Consider the following 23,545-nt stretch of genomic DNA (forward strand, 5'->3'; position numbering starts at 1 on the left):
TGAAGCAGGAACCCGGTACTGCGCGAGCAGCTATCACCCAGTAATGGGAATCCCCCTCCTGTGACGCGAAGCGCTAAGGTGGGGGAGGATGTCAAAGAACATGACCAAGACGACAAACACCAGGATCCCCAGGGCAATGTAGTCAAGTACCATCGATTTCTCCCGTCTGAGTCGCTAACAATGCTTCGATTGTCGAGTCGAGGCTTCGGCAATAATGACAGCATATGCCGTCGGTGCAAGTCTGCAATCGGAGAGTTGGTGTGGCGGTACAGGCATGGTTCATCGGTTGCTCATTTAACACACAAAATTGATTTGGTTAGATAAAATCAAGCAGCAATGGATGCCCGGGCAAGGTGAGAGGTGAACCTGATGAACGAATGGTGCAGTGGCAAAGGATGGCGGCTTGGCCTGTTGCTGATCTGCCTGTTGTGGTCCCGCCTCGGCTGGACCGCCGAACCCAGAATGGAGCCCAATGAGCAGGAGTTGGCACAGACCCTGGTCCTGCTTCATGAACCCATCGTCATGCTGACGGCTAAATATGGCAACCTGGATGGGGCGGCCAGGGTACGGCTGGCCCATGAGCGAGTTCAGTGGATGGAGCCAAGCGACCTCATGACGCCTGTGGCCGTGACGAAAGGCAGTCGACACGGCCAGGAGAGCCGGGAGTTTCTGGTCAATGGCAAGCGCATTCTGGTGCTGCTGGAAGGGGACCTTGATGAATTCGACGAGCTGACCCTGGATCAGGCGGCCGAACGTGTCCTGCATCGGCTCGACGGCGTGCGCATCAAGTATCTCGAGCTGCACTCGACCCCCTATTTGCTCAGAGCCGTCGGCTTGGCGGTGGTGGTCAGCCTGATCTTCTTCGGCCTCATCTGGCTGTTGCAGCGGGGGCATCGGCGAGTCAGAAAGTGGCTGGCCAACCGCCTGTTGCTGCAGAAGGGGCTGGTCCCCCACTCCTGGCGCCAGGTCACCGGGAATGTCGAGGTCCGCTTGCTCGGCCTCATCACGCTGCTGCTCATCTTCATGCTCACCTATGGCTGGCTGACCTATGTGCTCGGCCTGTTCCCCCAGACCCGGGCCTGGAGCTATCAGCTTGGGGAATCCCTGTTTGCCCTGTGTGGCGACATGCTGGAGGGCATGATTGCCGCCATGCCCGGTCTGGTAACCGTGTTGCTTATCGTGGTCATCACCCGTTTCTTCATCAAGATGCTGGCCATCCTCTTCGACCGCATCGAGCGTGGCCAGTTTCGGGTGCAGGGTTTGCACGCCGAGACCATAGGCGCCACCCGGCGACTGCTGTCAGTGGTGATCTGGCTGTTTGCCCTGACCGTGGCCTACCCCTATCTGCCGGGTGCGGATTCCGATGCCTTCAAGGGGATCAGCGTCTTCTTCGGTCTGATGGTGACACTGGGATCGGCCGGTATCATGAACCATGCCATGAGCGGCCTGGTGCTCATTTACTCCCGCGCACTGCGGCCAGGGGATCTGGTGCAGATCGGCGAGGTGGAGGGGATGGTGAGCGAGCTCAATGCCCTCTCGACCAAGCTGGTGACGCGCCAGGATCACGAGGTCACGCTGCCCAATGCAGTGGTGGTGGGGGGCAAGGTGGTGAACCTGACACGGCTGGCGGGCGAGAAGGGGGTGGCCCTGTTGACCAAGGTGACCATCGGTTATGACACCCCCTGGCGTCAGGTACATGCCATGCTGGAGCTGGCCGCGCGGCGCTGCACCCGGCTCAATCAGGATGAAGCTCCCCTGGTGCGGCAGTTGCATCTGCAGGATTGGTATGTGGAGTACGAGTTGCAGGTGAGGATGAAGGCAAGCGAACTCCCTGCGGTGGTCAAGACGGAGCTTCATGGCCATATTCAGGATGTCTTCAACGAGTTCGGGGTGCAGATCATGTCCCCCAACTTCATTGCCCAGCCGGAACAGGCTGTGCTGGTGGCCAGGGAGCAGTGGTATCAGGCGCCGGCCCGGGCGCCCGATTCCGCCGAGCCCCCCGCCAGAGAGTGACCACAAAAAACAGAGGCCCGGCAGCAATGCCGGGCCTCTTGTCATGAAGAGAAGCTGATGCCTCAGCTCTCCTTGGCCTCTCTCAGTTGGGAGGGCCTGAATTTTACCAGGAAGGCGAGGGTGATGAGGGCGGTGCTCACCAGACCGATGATGGTGGAAACATTCATCTCGAGGCCGAAACCGATGGGGGCGTTGGCCAGGTAGGTGATGACCACTGCGGTCATGAAGATGGCGGGAATGGTGCATACCCAGTGCAGCTTGCCTTCCTTGATGAGGTAGGCGGCCGCAGCCCACAGCATGATGACGGCGGTGGTCTGGTTGGCCCAGCCGAAGTAGCGCCAGATCACCCCGAACTCTGCCTTGGAGATGATGAAGCCAAGGATGAACATGGGGATGGCGATGAGCAGACGCTTGGCCATGGGCTTCTGGGTCAGGTTCAGGAAGTCCGCCACGATGAGGCGGGCGCTGCGAAACGCGGTGTCACCGGAGGTGATGGGCAGGATCACCACGCCGAGGATCGCCAGGATGCCGCCCACGGTACCGAGCAGGCTGGTGGAGACTTCGTGCACCACGGCAGAGGGGCCGCCGCTGGCCAGGGTGGCGTTGAGTGCCTCGGTGCTGTCGTAGAAGGAGAGACCCAGGGTGCACCAGATGAGGGCGATGATGCCTTCCCCAATCATGGCCCCGTAGAAGATGAAGCGGCCGGAGCTCTCGTTCTGCATGCAGCGCGCCATCAGCGGGGACTGGGTGGCGTGGAAACCGGAGACCGCACCACAGGCGATGGTGATGAACAGCAGCGGCCAGAGCGGCAGATCCGTCGGGTGCAGGTTGGAGAAGTCCATCCCGGTGTTGTAGAAGCCCTTGCCGGAGACGATGAGGCCGATGATGAGGCCGACCGACATGAAGACCAGCAGCGCACCGAAGATGGGGTAGAAGCGGCCGATGATCTTGTCGATGGGGACGATGGTCGCGAGGATGTAGTAGGCGAAGATGGCCGCAATCCAGTAGACCAGATCGGTGGAGGTGAGGTTGGCGAGCAGGCCCGCCGGGCTCAGGACGAAGACCACGCCCACCAGCATCAGGAGCACCACGGCAAAGAGGTTCATGAAGTGCTTGGCGGCGGTGCCCAGGTGCTCACCGACCACGGTCGGCACCGAGGCGCCCCTGGCGCGTACCGACAGCATGCCGGAGAAATAGTCGTGGACCGCACCGGCGAAGATGCAGCCAAAGACGATCCAGAGCATGGCGACCGGACCATAGAGGGCACCCAGGATGGGGCCGAAGATGGGGCCGACGCCGGCGATGTTGAGCAGTTGAACCAGGTAGACCTTCTTGTCCGACATGGGGACATAGTCCACCCCGTCCGCCATGGTGATGGCGGGGGTCTTCAACTCGGGTTTGGGCCCGAATATCCGTTCGATGAATTTGCCGTATATGAAGTAGCCGGCTATCAACAAGCCGACACAGAGGAAGAACCAGATCATTGCTACGCTCCTGCTTTGTTATTTTTTGGTGTGCGCAGCCAGTGTAGGTGGGGACTTCTGTTAACGGCAGGTGAAAGGGGGTGAGCGGCGACATGGCGACCCGAGTGGTTGCCCGCTGTGATCCGGCGCACATCGCACCCCGCTTTATTCCAGTCCCAGCTCGTCTTTTAGCTCCTTGAGGTAGCGGCGGCTGACCGGTACCCGGGCCCCGCTCGGGGTCACGATCTCCGCCAGTTGATTCTCCAGCAAACGGATTTCGAAGATGGCGGCCGGGGCCACCAGATACTGGCGGTGACAGCGCAGCAGCGGGGTCTTCTCCTCGAGGGACTTGAGGGTGAGCTGGGTGTGAAACAGCTCGCCCTGGCAGGCGACATGGACGCCGCCGAGATCGGAGAAGGCGTACTCCACCTGGGAGGTTGGGAGCAGCCGCACCCGGTTGTGCAGGTATCCGGGGATATGGTGGATGGTCGGGGCCAGGGTCCCGACCGGTTGCGGGGTGATGTCCTGCCTGAGCCGCGCCAGGGTCTTGGCGAGGCGCGCCGGCTCCACCGGCTTGAGCAGGTAATCGAAGGCGTTCTCCTCGAACGCCTGGATGGCGTACTCGTCAAAGGCGGTGACAAAGACGATGCGGGGCAGGGGATCGAGCATGGCCACCAGCTCCATGCCGCTGAGTTTGGGCATCTGGATATCGAGAAACACCACATCCGGCTTGAGTTGCTGGATGAGGCCGAGCGCCTCGATGGCGTTGCCCGCCATGCCCAGGATCTCGATGTCGGGATCGCTGGCCAGCAGCTCTGCCAGTTCTTCGCGGGCATAGGGCTCGTCATCGACGATCAGGGTGCGGATCATGTCATCTCCTTGGCGGTGGTGCGGGGTTGTCGTGGGAGTGTCAGGGAGACCCGGGTCCATTGCTCCGGCTCCCACTGGACGTCAATGCCATAGCGCTCGCCAAAGGCGCTCTTGAGGCGCTTGTCCACCAGGCTCATCCCCAGACCATCCCCCTGGCCGGATGGCTGCCAGGCCCCGGCGTTGTCTTCGACGCAAAGGGTGATCGCCTCGGGGGTTTCCCTCGCGAAGAGGCGAAGTCGCCCCTCTCCCAGCAGGGAGCAGATGCCGTGCTTGATGGCATTCTCGATGAGGGGCTGCAGGGTGAAGCTCGGCAGTTGCACCTCGGCAAGGTGGGGCGGGATCTCGTTGATGACGGTGAGCCGCTCGCCAAAGCGGGCCTGCTCTATCTCCAGGTAGGAGAGGCAGTGCTCCTGCTCCTCACGCAGCGTGGTCAGGCCGCTCTGGCGCTTGAGGTTGTTGCGAAAGAAGCGGGAGAGGTGCAGCAGCAGCTCCCGTGCCCGTCCCGGATCGCGGCGGGTAATGGCGCTGATGGTGTTGAGGGTGTTGAACAGGAAGTGGGGGTTTATCTGTGCCTGCACCAGCTTGAGCTCGGATTGCACCAGCAGGCGTTGCTGCTGCTCCAGGCGGCCTGCCAGCAGTTGCTGGGACAACAGGTTGGCGATCCCTTCTCCCAGGGTGTGATTGATCTTGAGGAAGAGCCGCTTCTTGGGCTCATAGAGTTTGATGGTGCCGATCACCCCCTCGTCACCCTGCAGGGGGATCACCAGCACGGAGCCGAGCTGGCACTGGGGGGAGATGCTGCAACGATAGGGCTGGCTGTTGCCATCGGCGAACAGCACCTTGTTCTGGGCGATGGCTTGCAGGGTGATCGCCGAGGTGATGGGGGTGCCCGGCTTGTGGTGATCTTCTCCGGTGCCGATGAAGGCGAGGATCTTGTCGGTGTCCGTGATGGCGACGGCGCCGACGCCGGTCTCTTCCTGAACGATATGTGCTATCTTGCCGCTGGCCTCCGGAGTGAACCCCTGGCTCATGATGCCGACGGTACGGTTGGCGATGGTGAGCGCCTTGGCGGAGAAGACCCGGGAGAACTTTTCGTACATCCGCTGCTGGTCGCGGATCATGCTGATGAAGAGCGCCGCCCCGCAGGAGTTGGCGAGGATCATGGGGGTGGCGATGGTGCGCACCAGCAGCAGGGACTTGTCGAAGGGGGTGGCGACCAGCAGGATGATCACCATCTGCATGATCTCGGCCACGAAGGTGGTAAAGAAGGCGACCCTGGGTGCAAAGAGGTCATTGACCCTGCCTGCCCGCATCAGCCGCCAGTGCACCAGCCCCCCCAACAGCCCCTCGCAGGTGGTGGAGATGGCGCAGGCGAGATCGGTGAACCCCCCCAGAGTATAGCGGTGCAGGCCGCCGGTCAGCCCCACCAGGAATCCCACCAGGGGGCCGCCCAGCAGTCCCCCCAGTACGGCACCGACCGCCCGGGTGTTGGCGATGGCGTCATCGATGTCGAGGCCCACATAGGTTCCCAGGATGCAAAAGCAGGAGAAGATGACATAGATGAGCACCTTGTGGGGCAGCCTGACGGAGTAGTTGGCCAGGGGACGCAACAGGGGGCTTTTGGAAAAAAGGTAGGCGATGACCAGGCTGACGCTCATCTGCTGGAGCAGAGAGAGGACTAGTTGCATAAAAAAGCTTCCTCAAACACCACGCCGGAGCCGGGCGTTGTCATGACGCAGGGTGAGCCTGAGCCCGTCTTGATGCGGGCTGCGGGCTGAACGCTGCGGCAGTTTGCCAGAATGGAAAAATAAAACCATATAAAATCAGCACGTTAAATTGATATTTGTGTAATCGATGCCCGCTTGATATTGCTGATGCGAGCATGAAGGTATCCACCGGATACGCCACACGGAGGTGGCATGCTCCGCCCGGCCATCGGCTGGGCGTTTTTTATCCAGCTCCAATGGTGGACGATTTCGAGGGGACCTGAGCAATTATTCAGGTTTGTCCAATGAGTTATCCCCAGCTTCTGGGGATAACTCAGAAGGCGAAATAGTAACAGACCCGCCGACCCAGACCGAAAAAGGCGCGTTGCGCGTCGTCCAGCTCTTCCTGTCTGAGGGTGGCGACGATGCTTCGCGCATCTTCCCGCAGATCGATCATGGCCACCCCTTCCGGCCGCTGCCCCTTGAGGTAGGGCAGCACCTTGGGTCTGAGGGGCATGCTGGGCTCGGTGGAGAGCACCAGGGCCAGGGCATCGTCATCCAGGCGCACCAGGGAACCCGGCGGATAGACCCCCAGCACCTTTATCAGCAACCTGACCTGGGTTTGCTCGAACTTCTTCTGGGAGAGCTTGTAGAGCTGGCCGATCACCTGGCTGGGCCCCGGCGGGTTGAGGCCGCTGCGCGGATGAAGCCGCTCGTCATAGTGATCCACCAGCCCGATGAGTCGGGCGAGGGGGGGGATCTTGTCGCCCTTCAGCCCGAGGGGAAAGCCGCTGCCATCGAGGCGTTCGTGATGCAGGTAGGCGACCTCGCGGATCCTGGGTTCGAAAGCCTGCAACTGGTTGAGCATCTCCAGTCCGTACTGGGGGTGCATGTTGAGGAAATTCTGCTCCGCCTTGCTGAGCTCCCCCCGCTTCTGGATGATCTGGCTCGGGATCTTGAGCTCGCCGATGTCGTGGAGCAGGCCCGCCAGACCGGTCTCCTCGATCTCGACGGGATTCATGCCAAGCTCCCGTGCCATCAGCATGGCGATGAAGGCCACGCTCAGGCTGTGTTGCAGCAGGATATCCGTGTTCTGGCTGCGGATAAGGTGCAGACCGAGCGGCCCCTGGTGTTCTGCCAGACGGGCGGCGGTGCTGCGCACTATCTGTACGGTATTGGCCAAGCCTTCGTCCGGTTTGAGGTTGAGGGCGCCAAGGGCGTCGCGAAGATCTGACAGGGATTGACCGAACGCCTTGTCCGCGATGCGAAGGGAGCGCCTGAACGCCTTTTCGTCGAAGGTGGGGCCCTCAGAAGAGGAGGTGGTATCCCCCGTGTCGCTCATCTCAAGAGAGGGGACGGGTTCGGCCCGCAGCAGGGGCTCGACCGGCAGATCGCTCTTGTCGGGATCCACCATCAGCAGGGTCAGGTCGAGGTGGCGGATGATGTCGAGCTGTTGCTGGTCCTTGATTTTGAAGGCGTTGAACATGAAAGGGTGGCTCGTCCATCCCGTGGGAAGATGGATGTAGTGGCCGACTCTCAACTGCTCGATGGAGGCCTGTATCAGCGCCATGGACTAGCTCTTCTGTCGAATTTGCCTATCAACAAGCTAGCAAAATTAAACAGATAGACAAACAAAAAAGCCCGCGCATGTGCGCAATGCTGTTCAGATAAGCACTTTTTTGACTGATTATTCATAAATTGGATTTGAGTTGAGGGGGCAAGGCTGTGTCCAGTCGATCTTCCTCCAGCCTTTATCCAGCGGGGCTTGCAATAGAAAGAGGGAGGCATCATGCCTCCCTCGCTTTTTTGTCCTGATACTACGTGGACTGGAACTCAAATTCTCTTAAGTGAACAGCATTGCGCGCATGTGCGCGGGCTCTTGTCATCCGTGGCGTTTATCAGGCCTTGGATTTTTTCTTGTTGTCCACCTTGGTGTCGACCTTGGCTGCAACCGGGGCGGCAGCAGGGGCTTCCTCGATGAAGGGACGGCCGTAGTAGGTGTCCATCAGGATGGCTTTCAGCTCGGTGATCAGCGGGTAGCGCGGGTTGGCGCCGGTGCACTGGTCATCGAAGGCTTCCAGCGCCAGCTGGTCTACCTTGGCCAGGAAGTCCGCTTCGTTCACGCCGGCTTCGCGGATGGAGGCCGGGATCCCCAGGGTGGCCTTCAGCTCGTCCAGCCAGGTCAGCAGCTTCTCGATCTTGGCGGCGGTACGGTCACCGGCAGCGGTCAGGCCCAGGTGGTCAGCCACTTCGGCGTAGCGACGGCGAGCCTGCGGACGGTCGTACTGGGAGAACGCGGTCTGCTTGGTCGGGTTGTCGTTCGCGTTGTAGCGGATGACGTTGCTGATCAGCAGGGCGTTGGCCAGACCGTGGGGGATGTGGAACTCCGCACCCAGTTTGTGGGCCATGGAGTGGCACACACCCAGGAAGGCGTTGGCAAACGCGATACCGGCGATGGTGGCGGCGTTGTGCACCTTCTCGCGGGCAACCGGGTCGTTGGCGCCGTTGATGTAGCTGGAGGGCAGGTAGTCCTTCAGCAGTTTCAGGGCTTGCAGCGCCTGACCGTCGGAGTATTCGTTGGCCAGCACGGAGACATAGGCTTCCATGGCGTGGGTCACGGCGTCGATACCACCGAAGGCGCACAGGGACTTGGGCATGCCCATCACCAGGTTGGCATCCACGATGGCCATGTTCGGGGTCAGCTCGTAGTCGGCCAGCGGGTACTTCATGCCGGTGGCGTCGTCGGTCACGACCGCAAACGGGGTCACTTCAGAACCGGTACCGGACGTGGTGGTGATACAGACCAGTTCGGCCTTCACGCCCATTTTCGGGAACTTGTAGATACGCTTGCGGATGTCCATGAAGCGCATGGCCAGGTCTTCGAACGCGGTATCCGGGTGCTCGTACATGACCCACATGATCTTGGCGGCATCCATGGGTGAACCACCACCCAGGGCGACGATCACGTCCGGCTTGAAGGAGTTGGCCATCTCGGCGCCCTTGCGGACCACGGACAGGGTGGGGTCGGCTTCCACTTCGTAGAAGATCTCCACTTCCATGTTCAGCTTCTTGAGCAGGCGAACCACTTCATCGGCATAGCCGTTGTTGAACAGGAAGCGGTCGGTCACCACCATGGCGCGCTTCTTGCCTTCCAGGTCGCCCAGGGCGATCGGCAGGGAACCACGACGGAAGTAGATGGATTTCGGAAGTTTGTGCCACAGCATATTTTCTGCCCGTTTTGCGACTGTCTTCTTGTTGATCAAGTGCTTGGGACCGACGTTCTCGGAGATGGAGTTACCACTCCAGGAGCCGCAACCCAGGGTCAGGGACGGGGCCAGCGCGAAGTTGTACAGGTCACCGATACCACCCTGGGTGGAGGGGGTGTTGATGAGGATACGGGCGGTCTTCATCTTGTCGCCGAAGTACTTGATGCGGTCGGCATTGCGATCCTGGTCGGTATAGAGACCGGAGGTGTGGCCGATACCACCGATGTTGACCATGTCGCAGGCCATTTCGACGGCTTCTTCGAAGTTCTTGGCACGGAACATACCCAGGGTCGGGGAGAGTTTCTCGTGAGCGAACTCGTCTTCTGCGCAGAGTTCCAGACCTTCACCGATGAGGATCTTGGTGGTGGCAGGCACGGTCACACCGGCCATGGCGGCGATCTTGGTAGCAGGCTGGCCCACGATGTCGGCGTTCAGGGCGCCGTTGATCAGCAGCACTTTACGCACCTTGTCCGCTTCGTCCTTGGAGAGGATGTAGCCGGCGTGGGTCGCGAAACGCTCCTTGACCTGGTTGTAGATGGAGTCGACCACGATGACAGCCTGCTCGGAGGCACAGACCACGCCGTTGTCGAAGGTCTTGGACATCAGGATGGAGGCGACGGCACGCTTCACGTCGGCGGTTTCGTCGATGACGATGGGCACGTTGCCCGCACCCACGCCGATGGCGGGTTTGCCGGAGGAGTAGGCGGCCTTCACCATGCCCGGGCCACCGGTGGCCAGGATCAGGTTGATGTCGTCGTGACGCATCAGGGCGTTGGAGAGTTCGACGGAGGGTTGATCAATCCAGCCGATGATGTCTTTCGGCGCACCGGCAGCCACGGCTGCATCCAGTACCAGCTTGGCAGCGGTATTGGTGGAGTTCTTGGCGCGGGGGTGCGGGGAGAAGATGATGGCGTTGCGGGTCTTCAGGGAGATGAGGGCCTTGAAGATCGCGGTGGAAGTCGGGTTGGTGGTCGGTACGATACCGCAGATGATGCCTACCGGCTCGGCGATGGTGATGGTGCCCATCTCGTCGTCCTGGCTCAGGATGCCGCAGGTCTTTTCATCTTTATAGGCGTTGTAGATGTATTCGGAGGCGAAGTGGTTCTTGATAACCTTGTCTTCGATGATACCCATACCGGATTCAGCCACGGCCATCTGGGCCAGGGGGATACGGGCGTTGCTGGCGGCCAGGGCGGCGGCACGGAAGACCTTGTCTACCTGCTCTTGCGAGAAGCTGGCGAATTGACGCTGTGCTTCTTTGACGCGGGCAACCAGTGCATCCAGTTCAGCCAAATTGGTTACTGCCATGTTTATCTCCTGATGATTTGAAAACTGTTTAGTAAGACCTTGGCAATGCCCGGCAATTATAGCCACCTTGTCAAGGCAAGAATCACCATAACGGGGTATTTACATGCCTTAGTAAACTGTTTTCTGGCTCGATTATAGGGTCGGGATGTGTCAGAAAAGATTGATCTGGATCATATGTAACAAAAGAACAAAAGAAATTTTGTTTCACCCCTTGTCGCACCACTATGTTACGGGAGTGTGTCATCCTTTCTTGGCATCACGAGCGGCTGTCACGCGCCCTTGGAATATCTGCTCAGGGAAGGGGATCCGATGAATTCTCGCCTTGACCGGAATGGGGGGAGGCGGTATCGCCGTGATGGCGGCAGAACGCCCAGCCCCCGGACGTTTCATTTATGTTGAGAAAGGGGTTGTTGTTTTCATCCAGTCGCCCTGGAGAAACAGCACATCTGGCGGTGGCAGGGAGCGCGTCACCTCTTCACAGCTGACCCCACTGGCGCCGCACCAGGGTGAGAAAGGCCAAAATCGGGGTCACAGGAGCGGGTGGGGGCGGCAAGCAGGCGTGGTGAGAAGCAAGGGTGCCATTTACCGAAAATATCGTTTCTTGGCTGAGGGTTGATATAACGCGCTGCCATGGCACCAGGCGATGTTAATGGCGACCTCTCTCCCTTAACAACCCGATATGTTGAATTTTGTCGATACATTAGCGGAACTAACTAAAAAGCCCCGGTAAGGGTGAGATTATTTGATTGGAGAAGGGAAAAGCCATGGTGTAAATTTACGCGCAGTTTGGGGGCTGGCCCCTTGTGGCTCGTATTGGTTCTGGATGGCGCCTATGGCAGCAATAGACTTCTCTTTATACCTGAAATTTTTCGTCGGCCTGTTTGCGATCATCAACCCGCTGGGTCTGTTGCCGGTCTTTGTGAGCCTGACGGGCCACATGTCGCCGGAGGAGCGACGCAAGACCAACACCACCGCCCACATTGCCGTGATGATCATCTTGATGGTCTCCATGTGCATGGGACAGCTCATCCTCGACAGTTTCGGCATCTCCCTGGCGTCGTTTCGCATTGCCGGTGGCTCTCTCATCACCCTGATCGCCTGGTCCATGCTGCAGGGCAAGCTGGGGGAGGTGAAGCACAACAAGCAGGAGAAGGGTGAACTGGCTGCGCGTGAATCTATTGCCGTGGTGCCCCTGGCTCTGCCGCTGATGGCCGGACCCGGTGCCATCTCCTCTTCCATCGTCTATGCCAGCCAGAAGACCCTGCCCCAGATGGCCGGCATGTTCGTGGTGGTGGTGGCGTTTGCCTGCTGCTCCTGGCTCATCTTCCGCGCCGCTCCCCTGCTGTTCAAGCTGATGGGCAACACCGGCATCAACGTGGTGACCCGTATCATGGGTCTCATCATGATGTCCCTTGGCATCGAGATCATCGTGGCGGGCATCAAGGGAGTCTTCCCCGGTCTGGTGTGAGCCAGGTCCGTTTTTGTCGGAGCCGGTCCTTGTGACCGGCTTTTTATTGTTTCTTTTTTGTTGGTCATTTCCTAGAATCGAGCGGCCTTGTACGAAAAACGACCGCCTCGGGATATTTAAATGCTGAATAAATGGTTTTAAGTTGTTTTTTTGACCATGAAAGCGGCCTGTTCCTGATGATATCTATTGCATTATCAGAATTGTCAGGGAATTATGCGGGCAGCGAGGTGTTTGTCTCGTGGATAACAAATGCATGGAATGTTCTTGTTGGAGTATGGAAATGACTCATAGAAAAACAATTATTAATACCCTTTTATTGACTGCACTTTTCGGTGGCGCCACCCTGGCTCACGCCGCCGATGTCCCCGCCGGTACCAAGCTTGCTCCCGAGCAAACCCTGGTGAAAGGCAATGGTTCCGAACCCGCCACCCTGGATCCCCAGAAAGTGGAAGGTACCCCCGAATCCAACGTATTGCGTGACCTGTTCGAAGGTCTCGTCTCCTCCGGCCCCAAGGGTGAGACCCTGCCCGGCGTCGCCGAGTCCTGGGAAACCAAGGACAACAAACATTACGTGTTCCACCTGCGCAAGGATGCCAAGTGGTCCAACGGGGATCCCGTCACCGCTCATGACTTCGTCTTTGCCTTCCAGCGCGCGGTGGATCCCAAGACGGCCTCTCCCTACTCCTGGTACATGGAGATCCCGACCATCATCAATGCCTCCGACATCATCGCGGGCAAGAAGCCGGCCGACACTCTGGGTGTGAAGGCGGTGGACGATCATACCTTCGAGGTGCAGCTGGAGAAGGCGGTGCCTTACTTCGTCAGCATGCTCTCCCACACCACCACCTATCCGGTCCCGAAGAAGGTGATCGAGAAGTTCGGTGACAAGTGGACCCAGCCCGGCAACATGGTATCCAACGGCGCCTACGTGCTGAAGGACTGGGTGGTCAACGAGCGTGTCGACGTCGAGCGCAACCCCAACTACTGGAACAACGGCAAGACCGTCATCAACAAGGTGACCTACCTGCCCATCCAGTCCACCAACGCCGAGCTGAACCGCTATCTGGCTGGCGAAGTGGATCTGACCTACAACATGCCCATCGAACGCTTCAAGCAGATGAAGAAAGAGCTGCCGGACGAAGTGAAGGTCAGCGGCTATGTGGGCACCTACTACTACACCTTCAACACCAAGCGCAAACCTTATGACGACGTGCGGGTGCGTACTGCACTCACCTACGCTATCGATCGCGACGTGATCGCCGACAAGGTGATGGGCAAGGGTGAGACCCCGGGTTATGCCTTGGTGCCCGACTTCGTGGACGGCTTCAAGCCGGTGGCACCATCCTGGTCCAAGCTGACCCAGGCAGAGCGCGATACCAAGGCGAAAGAACTGCTGACCGAAGCCGGTTACGGCCCGGGCAACCCGCTCAAGTTCGAGCTGCTCTATAACACCGACGACAACCACAAGAAGGTGGCCGTGGCCGTCGCCTCCATGTGGAAGAAGCTCGGCGTGCAGGTGAGCCTGGTGAACCAGGAGTGGAAGACCTATCTGGAGACGCTCAAGCAAGGCCAGTTTGATGTGGCCCGTCGTGGTTGGATTGCCGACTACAACGAAGCCTCCTCCATGCTGGATCTGATGCAGACCACTCACGGCAACAACGACGGCAAATACTCCAACCCGACGTTCGACAAGCTGATGAGCGAGTCCCGCAACCAGGTGGATGCCGAGGCGCGCAACAAGCTCTATGTCCAGGCCGAAGAGATCCTGGCCAAGGACATGCCGATCGCCCCCATCTATCAGTACGTGACCTCCCGCATGGTCAAGCCCTACGTGGGCGGCTACCCGGCCAACCCGCTGGACAACATCTACAGCAAAGACATGTACATCGTTGCTCACTGAGTAAAGACACAAGTCGCATAACAAGCAGGGCCCGCCAGACGGCGGGCCTTTATTACAACCGCGACCCTTTGGAAGCAGTACAGGACAGGAAATGTCTATGTTGAAATTCATCCTTAAACGTCTACTGGAAGCGATCCCGACTCTGCTGGTCTTGATCACCGTCTCCTTCTTCATGATGCGCTTCGCCCCGGGTAACCCCTTCACCAGCGAACGCGCCCTGCCGCCGGAAGTCCTGGCCAACATCGAAGCCAAATATGGCCTGGACAAGCCCATCGGCATGCAATACCTCACTTACCTCGGCAACCTGGTCCAGGGGGATCTGGGGCCCTCCTTCAAATACAAGGACTTCACCGTCAATGATCTGGTGAGCCAGGCCCTGCCTGTCTCCGCCAAGATAGGCTCGGTCGCCTTCCTGCTGGCAGTGACCCTGGGGGTCACCTTCGGCACCATTGCGGCCCTGAAACAGAACACCCTCATCGACTACCTGTTGATGTCGTCGGCCATGGCCGGGGTGGTGATCCCGGGCTTTGTGCTGGCACCGCTGCTGGTGCTCTTCTTCAGTATCTATCTGGGCTGGTTCCCGGCGGGGGGCTGGCAGGGGGGCGGCGCCCAGTTCATGGTACTGCCGGTGTTCGGCATGATGATGTACTACATCTCGGCCATCTCCCGCATCATGCGCGGCAGCATGATCGAGACCATGAACTCCAACTTCATCCGTACCGCCCGCGCCAAGGGGCTGCCCCTGCGCCACATCATCCTCAAGCACGCGCTGCGCCCGGCCATGCTGCCGGTGGTCTCCTACCTGGGACCGGCCTTCGTGGGCATCATCACCGGCTCCGTGGTCATCGAGACCATCTTCGGCCTGCCGGGGATCGGCCAGCTGTTCGTCAACGGTGCCCTCAACCGTGATTACTCCATGGTGCTCGGTCTGACCATTCTGGTCGGCGCCCTCACTATCACCTTTAACGCCGTGGTCGATATTCTCTATGCCGTCATCGATCCCAAGATCCGTTACTAAGCCGGGAGTACATCATGGTAGTCACAACTGAAAAGCGCGAAGCCGTCGAGGCGTTCGCCCAGAAAGTGGAAGTGGTGGAAGGACGCTCCCTGTGGAAGGATGCCCGTCGCCGTTTCCTGCGCAACAAGGCGGCCCTGACCAGCCTCATCATCCTTACCATCATCGGTCTGGCGGTGATCGTGGGGCCCCACCTGTCCCAGTACACGTTCGATGACCCGGACTGGGGGGCCATGCAGAGTGCCCCGGACATGGAGACCGGCCACTGGTTTGGCACCGACAGCCTGGGGCGCGACCTGTTCGTGCGTACCCTGCTCGGCGGACGCATCTCCCTGATGGTCGGCATCATGGGGGCCCTGGTGGCCGTCATCATCGGCACCCTCTACGGCGCCGCGTCCGGCTTTATCGGTGGTCGCGTCGATAGCCTGATGATGCGGGTGCTTGAGATCCTCAACGCCTTCCCCTTCATGTTTTTCGTGATCATGCTGGTGACCTTCTTCGGTCGCAACCTGGCCCTCATTTTCCTCGCCATCGGGGCGGTGAGCTGGCTCGACATGGCGCGTATCGTGCGCGGCCAGACCCTGAGTCTCAAGAGCAAGGAGTTCATCGAGGCGGCCCACGTCTGCGGCGTCTCCAAGTGGAAGATCATCACCCGTCATATCGTGCCCAACGTGCTCGGGATAGTGGCGGTTTACGCCACCCTGCTGGTGCCGGGGATGATCATGTTCGAATCCTTCCTGAGCTTCCTGGGTCTGGGCGTGCAAGAGCCCATGACCAGCTGGGGCGCCCTGCTGGATGAAGGCTCCAAGTCGATGGAAGTGGCCATCTGGCAACTCCTGTTCCCCGCCGGTTTCATGGTGGTGACCCTGTTCTGCTTCAACTTCCTCGGGGATGGTCTGCGTGATGCCCTGGATCCCAAGGATCGCTGATACCCAGGGACCGGCAAGACGCCAAGGGGCCATCAGACCCGTTCAGGGAACGCACCGCGTTCACCACGGGCAGGCCCCCATCACGACAGCGCGATAAGGAGTACTGAGATGAAATTACTGGATGTGAAAGATCTGCGGGTCGAGTTCAAGACCCCGGACGGCAATGTGGTGGCCGTCAACGACCTCAACTTTTCTCTTTCTGCTGGCGAAACTTTGGGGATCGTCGGGGAGTCAGGCTCAGGCAAGTCCCAGACTGCCTTTGCCATCATGGGGCTGCTGGCCAAGAACGGTGTCATCACCGGCTCGGCCAAATTTCAGGGGGACGAGATCCTGAATCTGCCGGAGCACAAGCTCAACAAGATCCGCTCCGAGAAGATCGCCATGATCTTCCAGGACCCCATGACGTCGCTCAACCCCTACATGAAGGTCAAGGATCAGCTGATGGAAGTGCTGATGCTGCACAAGGGGATGACCAAGGCTGCCGCCTTCGAGGAGTCGGTGCGCATGCTTGACGCGGTGAAGATCCCCGAGTCGCGCAAGCGGATGAACATGTATCCCCACGAGTTCTCCGGCGGCATGCGCCAGCGGGTGATGATCGCCATGGCGCTCCTGTGCCGGCCGCAGCTGCTCATCGCCGACGAGCCGACCACGGCGCTGGACGTGACGGTACAGGCCCAGATCATGACCCTGATGAACGAGCTCAAGCGCGAGTTCAACACCGCCATCATCATGATCACCCACGATCTTGGTGTCGTGGCCGGCATCTGCGACAAGGTGCTGGTGATGTACGCAGGCCGGACCATGGAGTACGGCCGGGTCAACGATATCTTCTATCGCCCGAGCCACCCCTATACCGAAGGCTTGCTGCGCGCCATTCCCCGCCTCGATACCGAAGGGGAAGAGCTGCCCACCATTCCGGGCAATCCGCCCAACCTGCTGCGTTTGCCCACCGGCTGTCCCTTCCAGGAGCGTTGCCACCGGGTGAGCGAGATTTGTGGCCAGCAATCGCCGATCCTGACGCCGTTCAACGACGGCCGGGAGCGGGCGTGCCACTGGGTATCGGATGCCATGATCAAGGGAGTGAACTAAATGGGTACTGACAAGAAACTGCTGCTGGAAGTGTCCGACCTCAAGGTTCACTTCCATATCAAGAGTGACAAGGCCTGGCCCTGGGCCAAGCCCTCCGCCCTGAAGGCGGTGGACGGGGTGACCCTGCGCCTCTACGAAGGAGAGACCCTGGGCGTAGTGGGGGAGTCCGGTTGCGGCAAATCCACCTTCGCCCGTGCCCTCATCGGCCTGGTACCGGCCACCGACGGCAAGGTGGTGTGGCTTGGGCAGGACTTGACCAAACTCGAGCAGAACGCCCTGCGGGAGAAGCGCAAGGAGATCCAGATGATCTTCCAGGACCCGCTGGCCTCCCTGAACCCCCGCATGACCATAGGGGACATCATCGCCGAGCCCCTCATCACCTTCTACCCGACCCTGCCAAGGGAAGAGGTGAAGGAGAAGGTGCGCGCCATGATGACCAAGGTGGGTCTGTTGCCGAACCTGGTGAACCGTTACCCCCATGAGTTCTCCGGCGGCCAGTGCCAGCGCATCGGCATCGCCCGGGCGCTCATTCTCGAGCCCAAGATGATCATCTGTGACGAGCCGGTCTCGGCGCTGGATGTCTCCATCCAGGCTCAGGTGGTGAACCTGCTGAAATCCCTGCAAAAGGAGATGGGGCTCTCCCTCATCTTCATCGCCCACGACCTCTCCGTGGTGAAGCACATCTCGGATCGGGTGCTGGTGATGTACCTAGGCAACGCGGTGGAGCTCGGGACCGGCAAGGAGATCTTCGCCAATCCCCTGCACCCCTATACCAAGGCGCTGATGTCGGCGGTCCCCATCCCGGATCCGGATCTGGAGCGCAGCAAGGTCATCCAGATCCTGGAAGGGGATTTGCCATCCCCCATGAATCCGCCCTCCGGTTGCGTGTTCCGTACCCGCTGCCCGGTGGCAGGCCCGGAGTGCGCCAAGACCCGGCCCCAGCTCGAGGGCAACTTCGACCACGCGGTCTCCTGCCTCAAGGTGGACCCGCTCTGAGAACCTGTTAACGATCTTGCTGCGAGGCCGTGATCAAGGCCTCATGCGCTGCTCGGAATCCTCATGTATTCATATACATTCCGGTTCCTGCGCTGCTCTTTACCTTGTTGACGACCTCTCGCGACAGCTCGTAAACAGGTTCTAAGGAGAACCGTATCGAGAAGGGCGCGTGCTGGCGCTCTTTTTATTGCATGGGGGATAAGATGCCTCTTGGCGCCATCTTCCCGGACTGTTACTATCCGCCGCACAAGGGGAGTAACTTCTCGCCGGTTTGTCGTCATTACGGTGCACCCATATCCTGCAGTGCACCCGGCAGCCGGGCAGTCGATGTCAATCGGCTGTAAGTGAGACCTTGCCGAGAGGCAAGGTGTATCTGCTCCAAACGCGAACCCACTGCCTCCCGGCCGTGGGTTTTGTCGTTTTGGGAGAAGTGAAAATGGGTGAATGGTGGATGTGGACCGGTTTCTTCAGCATAGTGCTGGTCCTGTTGTGGATTGATATCCGCTTTGTCGGTGGCGGCAAGGCGCACAAGGTGTCCCTGAAAGAGGCGGGCATCTGGTCTCTCATCTGGGTCAGCGTGGCGCTCCTGTTCAACCTGGCCATCTGGCTCTGGCTGGATCACAGTGCCGGGCGCGAAATCGCGAACCAGAAGGGGCTGGAGTTTCTCACCGGCTACCTCATCGAAAAGGCACTGGCGGTGGACAACGTCTTCGTCTGGCTGATGCTGTTCGGCTACTTCGCCATCCCGGCGGAGCTGCAGCGCCGGGTCCTGCTCTACGGGGTGCTGGGGGCCATCGTGATGCGCGCCGGCATGGTGTTCGCGGGCAGCTGGCTCATCGAGCAGTTCCACTGGATCCTCTACCTGTTCGGGGCCTTCCTGCTGCTGACCGGTGCCAAGATGCTGTGGGCGGCCGACAAGGAGCCGGATCTCGAGAACAATGCCCTGCTCGGCTGGATGCGTCGTCGCTTCAAGGTGACCGAGACGCTGGAGGGGGAGAAGTTCTTCGTCTGGCGTGACGGTGTGCGCTACGCGACCCCGCTGCTGCTCATCCTGGTGCTGGTGGAGGTGAGCGACCTCATCTTCGCGGTGGACAGTATCCCGGCCATCTTCGCGGTGACCACGGATCCCTTCATCGTGCTCACCTCCAACATCTTCGCCATCATGGGGCTGCGCGCCATGTACTTCCTGCTGGCCGGGGTGGCCGATCGCTTCGCCCTGCTCAAATACGGCCTGGCGCTGATCCTGATGTTCATCGGGGTCAAGATGTTGCTGCTCGATATCTTCAAGATACCGACCGGCATCGCCCTTGGCGTGGTGGCGCTGATCCTGCTGGCCTCCATGGGGCTGAGTCTGCTGATGACCCGCAAAAAGGCGGCGTGAACGGTGCAATAAAAAGGGCTCCCTCGGGAGCCCTTTTTCATGTCAGCAATTTGCTTAGCGCTTGATCTTCTTGGGGTTGGTGTAGCCCCAGACGGTGTACATGTCCGCCAAGAGGGCACCGTTGTACTCCTCCAGATCGGATTGTTTCACTTCAGCATCACCCTGGCGTCCGAACAGGACCACCTCGTCACCGGGTTTGATCCCCTTGATGTCGGTGACGTCCACCATGGTGGTGTTCATGGAGGTCTTGCCCACGACGGGAGCCTTCTGGCCATGGATCAGCACATAGGCCTTGTTGCTCATGGCGCGGCGGTAGCCGTCGGAGTAGCCCATCGGCAGGTTGGCCAGCAGGGAGTCGCGCTTGAGGGTGAAGGTGCGGTCATAGCCGACGGTGTTGCCCGCCGGGTAGTGGTTGACGGAGGCGACCTGGGTCTTGAACGCCATCACCTTCTTGTACTCGGTGTAGGAGGGAATGGTGTCGCCATAGATGATGCCGCCCGGGCGCACCATGTCAAAGTAGGCTTCCGGCACTTCCAGGGTAGCGAAGGAGTTGGCGGCGTGGATGGTGAGCTTGCTGCGATCCAGCTTGCCGGCGTCGATGAGCCACTGGTAGTCCAGCTTGAACTGGGCCAGCCCCAGCTTGACGTCCTCTTTCTCCTCCACCGGGAAGTGGGTCATGATGCCGACCGGGGTGATCCCCTTGAGCTTGAGCATGGCCAGGGCATCGGCCTTGGCATCGTCCTGGCGCAGATCGATGCCGTTGCGGCTCATGCCGGCGGAGTTCAGGCCGATGTGCACCGGGATGTTGGTGTGATGACGCTGGGCGATGTCGGCGATCCCCTTGGCGCTCTCCAGGCTGCCGATGAGCTCTTCCAGCTTGTAGGGCAGGGCCTGCTCCACTTCATCCGGGGTGGCGGCACGCACCCGCATCAGGCGACCTTCGAAGCCCTTCTCGCGGGCAACACGTGCTTCTTCGTTGCTGGCGATGCCGATGCAGGGGATGCCTGCTTTGACCACGGAAGGGACCAGCAGGTCGATGCCGTGACCGTAGGCGTCCGCCTTCATGATGGCGCAGATCTGCGGGCCCTTGTCACCGAGGCGATTTTTCAGGGTCTGGATGTTGTGCTCGAAGGCACCGAGATCCACTTCCAGCCAGGCGTTAGCGGCGGTCTGTTCCTGACCGTTGCGGTGGTCGTCGGCGAGCGGCAGATAGGGGGCGGCGACTGCCTGGCCGGCCAGCAGGCCAAAGATCAGGGTCGCGAGCAGTGTTTTCTTGTGCATGGGGCAAGTCCTTTCTTATTGTCTTGAGTTGAGGCTGGGCTCATCGCTGAGGCGAGCTGCGGCAGGGCTGGTCATAGCATGTTGCTATGCTAATGATATATTTCACTTTTTATCCAGATGCCGGCTCTGGGAGTGTATCTCAACGGCGTCAATCGTGGCACGTGTTGCAGGAAGAAAATATGAAGCTGACGTTGCGGATTCCACCGTTGCTGCTGTTCGTCGTCATCGTGCTCGCCATGTGGCTGGGGCGGGGCGAGGGGAGGGCGGCGCCACTGTGGCTGTTGCTGGTCGCCACGCTGTGGCTGGCGGGAGCCCTGCTGGGAGGCGGTGCGCTTCTGCATTTCTGGCAGCAGCGCACCACCGTGCACCCCCAGCGGCTGGAGAGCAGCCGGGTGCTGGTGACCCGGGGCGTCTATCGCATCAGCCGCAATCCCATGTATCTGGGGCTGCTCTGCTGGACCCTGGCGCTGGCGTGCTATCTGGGAGGCATGGCAGTGTGGCTCGGGCCGCTGCTGCTCTGGGTCTGGCTTACCCGCTTCCAGAGCCTGGCGGAGGAGCAGGCGCTGCGGCGGCAATTCGGCGATGCCTATGACGACTACTGCCGTCAGGTCAGGCGCTGGTGTTGAGGCGCGGTGTGTCCCATCAGGCATATGACAACGGCCCGCAGAGGCGGGCCGTTGTCATGGGGGTCAGGGGATCACGCCTTGGCGGTGTCTACCTCGCCGAGGGGGGCGGTCTCCCCCAGGCTGTCTTCGCTCTTGGCCACCACGCTCGCGGCGATGGCGTTGCCCAGCACGTTGGTGGCGGAGCGCCCCATGTCGAGGAAGTGGTCGATGCCGAGCAGCAGCAGGATGCCCGCTTCCGGGATGTGGAACTGGTTGAGGGTGGCGGCAATCACCACCAGGGAGGCGCGGGGCACCCCGGCCATTCCCTTGGAAGTAACCATCAGCAGCAGCAGCATCGTGATCTGCTGGGCCGTGGAGAGCTCGATGCCATAGGCCTGGGCGATGAACATCACCGCGAAGGTGCAGTACATCATGGAGCCGTCCAGGTTGAAGGAGTAGCCCATGGGGAGCACGAAGCTGGCGATGCGCTTGTCACAGCCAAATTTCTCCAGCCTGTCCAGGGTTTTGGGATAGGCGGCCTCGGAGCTGGCGGTGGAGAAGGCCAGCAGGATGGGCTCGCGGATGAGGGCGAGCAGAGTCAGCATGCGGCGACGGATGAAGAGGCTGCCCATGGCGATGAGCAGCAGCCAGAGGCAGCCGAGCGCCAGATAGAACTGGGCCATGAAGGTGCCATAGGTGGCGAGGATGCCGAGCCCCTCCTTGGCGACCATGGCGGCGATGGCGCCAAACACCGCGAACGGGGCGAAGTTCATCACGTAGCCGGTCACCTTGAGCATGATCTCGGCGCCGCTTGCCATCAGCTTGACCACGGGCTTGGCGTCGTCCCCCAGGGCGGCGGCGGCCAGCCCGAAGAAGAGGGAGAAGACCACGATCTGCAGGATCTCGTTGGTGGCCATCGCCTCGACCACGCTTTTCGGGATGGCGTGGGTCACGAAATCCTTGAGGGAGATGGCGGTGGCAACCACGCCGGAGCTGGCGCCGTCATCGGGCAGGGAGAGGGAGAGCCCCACCCCGGGTTGCATCAGGTGGACCATGACCAGCCCCAGGGTCAGGGACAGCAGGGAGGCGAGCATGAACCAGCCCAGGGTCTTGACGCCGATGCGGCCCACGGTGCGGGTGTCGCCCATCTTGGCGATACCGACCACGAGCGTGGTGAACACCAGGGGGGCGATGATCATCTTGATGAGGCGCAGGAAGATGTCGGTCAGCAGGGTGATGTCATCGGCAAAGCCTGCGGCCTGTGCGGGCGCGAGCAGGCGATAACCCTGCCCGGTCACGATGCCAAGCAACATCGCAATGAGGATGGCAACGGTCAACTTGTTCATTTTCATGGGGGAGTTCCGGTTTCGATAGGTGCAATGCCTGTGCAGGCGGCGAGGGGCCGCCTCAGTCCTTTTTTTTGTGATCCGGGCGGTGGAATCCAGACAGCCGGTGTGCTGGAGCATGCCTAATCGCGAAGGGGAAATCCAGTGACTTGTTTCGGAGTTTTGCGCCGTTGTTAGCTGCATTTGATATGCATCTTGTGATTTATTTGTATTAATCGCTGTTTATTTTAATTTTTGCGAGATAAACGGCTTCCATGCTCTGTGCGTCCCGGGGGCTGGCCTCCAGGGTGAAGACGAGCAGGGCCGAGGTGCGATGTTCCACCTGCATGTCGTCCATGAAGGTGTCTGGCTCGTACTCGTCGAACCCGAATTGGGGGCGGGTCGGGGTGACCCTGACGGCATCCCGCGACAGGGTCAGCGTCTCGACCCGAATCCAGGGGTATCCCTTTGCCAGTGCCACCTCACCGGCCCGCTTGAGCACGTATTTGCGCGCCGTTTCCCTGTCCACCAGATCGTTGCCCACAAACTCCAGTTGCCAGCGGGCCGGGCCAAGCTGGGTCTGTGAAAAACCGGTCTGGCCATTCCAGAACGATTTTTCACTGTCATAGGCGGTGGCACAGCCCGCGAGCTGGCCGACCAGCAGGGCGCTGAGGGCAAGGGTGCAGAAAGTACGAAGGGAAGGCAACATGATGCGGGCCGCTTGGCAAAGGGGGGTTTACTACAGCACAAAGGGATCGGAGAGACAATCGCGGTGGAAGACCATAAAAGAAAAGGCCTTGTCGTCTGACAAGGCCTTTCTCGGGGAATTTGGTCGGTGTGAGAGGATTCGAACCTCCGACCCTCTACACCCCATGCAGATGCGCTACCTGGCTGCGCTACACACCGACGGAGTCAGCTCGGCTGACGGGG

Annotated in this window: 17 protein-coding genes and 1 tRNA gene; 9 read left to right on the top strand and 9 right to left on the bottom strand. The window is 60.2% G+C overall.

Annotation, left to right across the window (positions count from 1 at the left end; translation table 11 throughout):
• Window positions 1-369: 369 nt before the first annotated feature.
• Complete coding sequence (locus tag AB5Y54_RS12985; protein ID WP_053288523.1) at window positions 370-2,013, top strand: mechanosensitive ion channel family protein; 1,644 nt, start codon at window positions 370-372, stop codon at window positions 2,011-2,013.
• A gap of 62 nt (window positions 2,014-2,075) precedes the next feature.
• Here the strand turns inward: AB5Y54_RS12985 and AB5Y54_RS12990 are convergent, their stop codons facing one another.
• From AB5Y54_RS12990 to adhE, 5 genes are all read right to left on the bottom strand, one after another.
• The gene (locus tag AB5Y54_RS12990; RefSeq protein WP_010674323.1) at window positions 2,076-3,497 is read right to left on the bottom strand and encodes a carbon starvation protein A; all 1,422 of its coding nucleotides are present in this window, start codon (window positions 3,495-3,497) and stop codon (window positions 2,076-2,078) included.
• Between the two features lie 144 nt (window positions 3,498-3,641).
• Entirely contained in the window at window positions 3,642-4,346 is a 705-nt protein-coding gene (btsR, locus tag AB5Y54_RS12995; protein WP_041215425.1) for a two-component system response regulator BtsR, read from the bottom strand.
• The gene (locus AB5Y54_RS13000; protein WP_041212838.1) at window positions 4,343-6,034 is read right to left on the bottom strand and encodes a sensor histidine kinase; all 1,692 of its coding nucleotides are present in this window, start codon (window positions 6,032-6,034) and stop codon (window positions 4,343-4,345) included. The genes btsR and AB5Y54_RS13000 overlap by 4 nt, the downstream gene beginning before the upstream one ends.
• Before the next feature lie 352 nt (window positions 6,035-6,386).
• Window positions 6,387-7,622: an HD-GYP domain-containing protein gene (locus tag AB5Y54_RS13005; protein ID WP_109113273.1), complete on the bottom strand. Its 1,236-nt coding sequence runs from the start codon at window positions 7,620-7,622 to the stop codon at window positions 6,387-6,389.
• 328 nt (window positions 7,623-7,950) lie between these two features.
• Complete coding sequence (adhE, locus tag AB5Y54_RS13010; RefSeq protein WP_041215422.1) at window positions 7,951-10,626, bottom strand: bifunctional acetaldehyde-CoA/alcohol dehydrogenase; 2,676 nt, start codon at window positions 10,624-10,626, stop codon at window positions 7,951-7,953.
• Between the two features lie 832 nt (window positions 10,627-11,458).
• On the opposite strand from adhE, the gene AB5Y54_RS13015 reads away from it, so the two are divergent.
• From AB5Y54_RS13015 to AB5Y54_RS13045, 7 genes are all read left to right on the top strand, one after another.
• Complete coding sequence (locus AB5Y54_RS13015; protein WP_010674328.1) at window positions 11,459-12,094, top strand: YchE family NAAT transporter; 636 nt, start codon at window positions 11,459-11,461, stop codon at window positions 12,092-12,094.
• 280 nt (window positions 12,095-12,374) lie between these two features.
• Window positions 12,375-13,994, top strand: coding sequence for an ABC transporter substrate-binding protein (locus AB5Y54_RS13020; protein WP_042883151.1), 1,620 nt, complete (start codon window positions 12,375-12,377; stop codon window positions 13,992-13,994).
• A gap of 97 nt (window positions 13,995-14,091) precedes the next feature.
• Window positions 14,092-15,012: an oligopeptide ABC transporter permease OppB gene (gene oppB, locus AB5Y54_RS13025; protein WP_010674330.1), complete on the top strand. Its 921-nt coding sequence runs from the start codon at window positions 14,092-14,094 to the stop codon at window positions 15,010-15,012.
• A 14-nt stretch (window positions 15,013-15,026) separates the two neighbouring features.
• Complete coding sequence (oppC, locus tag AB5Y54_RS13030; protein ID WP_010674331.1) at window positions 15,027-15,938, top strand: oligopeptide ABC transporter permease OppC; 912 nt, start codon at window positions 15,027-15,029, stop codon at window positions 15,936-15,938.
• A 108-nt stretch (window positions 15,939-16,046) separates the two neighbouring features.
• Window positions 16,047-17,027 carry an ABC transporter ATP-binding protein gene (locus AB5Y54_RS13035; RefSeq protein ID WP_039038983.1) on the top strand — a complete coding sequence of 327 codons (981 nt, stop codon included), beginning with the start codon at window positions 16,047-16,049 and terminating at the stop codon, window positions 17,025-17,027.
• A complete protein-coding gene (oppF, locus tag AB5Y54_RS13040) occupies window positions 17,028-18,023 on the top strand; it encodes a murein tripeptide/oligopeptide ABC transporter ATP binding protein OppF (RefSeq protein ID WP_010674333.1) in 996 nt (331 codons plus the stop codon).
• Between the two features lie 436 nt (window positions 18,024-18,459).
• Window positions 18,460-19,404: a TerC family protein gene (locus AB5Y54_RS13045; RefSeq protein ID WP_029314355.1), complete on the top strand. Its 945-nt coding sequence runs from the start codon at window positions 18,460-18,462 to the stop codon at window positions 19,402-19,404.
• A 54-nt stretch (window positions 19,405-19,458) separates the two neighbouring features.
• Here the strand turns inward: AB5Y54_RS13045 and alr are convergent, their stop codons facing one another.
• Window positions 19,459-20,685 (bottom strand): alanine racemase, encoded by a 1,227-nt coding sequence (gene alr, locus AB5Y54_RS13050; protein WP_039038980.1) that lies wholly within the window; start codon window positions 20,683-20,685, stop codon window positions 19,459-19,461.
• Between the two features lie 179 nt (window positions 20,686-20,864).
• Between alr and AB5Y54_RS13055 the strand changes: the two genes are divergently transcribed.
• Entirely contained in the window at window positions 20,865-21,311 is a 447-nt protein-coding gene (locus AB5Y54_RS13055) for an isoprenylcysteine carboxylmethyltransferase family protein (protein ID WP_368153898.1), read from the top strand.
• 71 nt (window positions 21,312-21,382) lie between these two features.
• Here the strand turns inward: AB5Y54_RS13055 and AB5Y54_RS13060 are convergent, their stop codons facing one another.
• From AB5Y54_RS13060 to AB5Y54_RS13070, 3 genes are all read right to left on the bottom strand, one after another.
• Window positions 21,383-22,642, bottom strand: coding sequence for a dicarboxylate/amino acid:cation symporter (locus AB5Y54_RS13060; protein ID WP_109112358.1), 1,260 nt, complete (start codon window positions 22,640-22,642; stop codon window positions 21,383-21,385).
• A 205-nt stretch (window positions 22,643-22,847) separates the two neighbouring features.
• A complete protein-coding gene (locus AB5Y54_RS13065) occupies window positions 22,848-23,324 on the bottom strand; it encodes a hypothetical protein (protein ID WP_041212844.1) in 477 nt (158 codons plus the stop codon).
• A gap of 120 nt (window positions 23,325-23,444) precedes the next feature.
• Window positions 23,445-23,521 (bottom strand) — tRNA-Pro (locus AB5Y54_RS13070).
• Window positions 23,522-23,545: the final 24 nt, after the last annotated feature.

Source organism: Aeromonas sp. s9 (genome assembly GCF_040907765.1).
GTDB lineage: Bacteria > Pseudomonadota > Gammaproteobacteria > Enterobacterales > Aeromonadaceae > Aeromonas > Aeromonas caviae.

Excerpts from the sequence above, each read along its gene's own strand:
- AB5Y54_RS12985 (WP_053288523.1), top strand. The coding sequence starts at position 370 with ATGAACGAATGGTGCAGTGGCAAAGGATGGCGGCTTGGCCTGTTGCTG.
- AB5Y54_RS12990 (WP_010674323.1), bottom strand. The coding sequence starts at position 3,497 with ATGATCTGGTTCTTCCTCTGTGTCGGCTTGTTGATAGCCGGCTACTTC.
- btsR (WP_041215425.1), bottom strand. The coding sequence starts at position 4,346 with ATGATCCGCACCCTGATCGTCGATGACGAGCCCTATGCCCGCGAAGAA.
- AB5Y54_RS13000 (WP_041212838.1), bottom strand. The coding sequence starts at position 6,034 with ATGCAACTAGTCCTCTCTCTGCTCCAGCAGATGAGCGTCAGCCTGGTC.
- AB5Y54_RS13005 (WP_109113273.1), bottom strand. The coding sequence starts at position 7,622 with ATGGCGCTGATACAGGCCTCCATCGAGCAGTTGAGAGTCGGCCACTAC.
- adhE (WP_041215422.1), bottom strand. The coding sequence starts at position 10,626 with ATGGCAGTAACCAATTTGGCTGAACTGGATGCACTGGTTGCCCGCGTC.
- AB5Y54_RS13015 (WP_010674328.1), top strand. The coding sequence starts at position 11,459 with ATGGCAGCAATAGACTTCTCTTTATACCTGAAATTTTTCGTCGGCCTG.
- AB5Y54_RS13020 (WP_042883151.1), top strand. The coding sequence starts at position 12,375 with ATGACTCATAGAAAAACAATTATTAATACCCTTTTATTGACTGCACTT.
- oppB (WP_010674330.1), top strand. The coding sequence starts at position 14,092 with ATGTTGAAATTCATCCTTAAACGTCTACTGGAAGCGATCCCGACTCTG.
- oppC (WP_010674331.1), top strand. The coding sequence starts at position 15,027 with ATGGTAGTCACAACTGAAAAGCGCGAAGCCGTCGAGGCGTTCGCCCAG.
- AB5Y54_RS13035 (WP_039038983.1), top strand. The coding sequence starts at position 16,047 with ATGAAATTACTGGATGTGAAAGATCTGCGGGTCGAGTTCAAGACCCCG.
- oppF (WP_010674333.1), top strand. The coding sequence starts at position 17,028 with ATGGGTACTGACAAGAAACTGCTGCTGGAAGTGTCCGACCTCAAGGTT.
- AB5Y54_RS13045 (WP_029314355.1), top strand. The coding sequence starts at position 18,460 with ATGGGTGAATGGTGGATGTGGACCGGTTTCTTCAGCATAGTGCTGGTC.
- alr (WP_039038980.1), bottom strand. The coding sequence starts at position 20,685 with ATGCACAAGAAAACACTGCTCGCGACCCTGATCTTTGGCCTGCTGGCC.
- AB5Y54_RS13055 (WP_368153898.1), top strand. The coding sequence starts at position 20,865 with ATGAAGCTGACGTTGCGGATTCCACCGTTGCTGCTGTTCGTCGTCATC.
- AB5Y54_RS13060 (WP_109112358.1), bottom strand. The coding sequence starts at position 22,642 with ATGAAAATGAACAAGTTGACCGTTGCCATCCTCATTGCGATGTTGCTT.
- AB5Y54_RS13065 (WP_041212844.1), bottom strand. The coding sequence starts at position 23,324 with ATGTTGCCTTCCCTTCGTACTTTCTGCACCCTTGCCCTCAGCGCCCTG.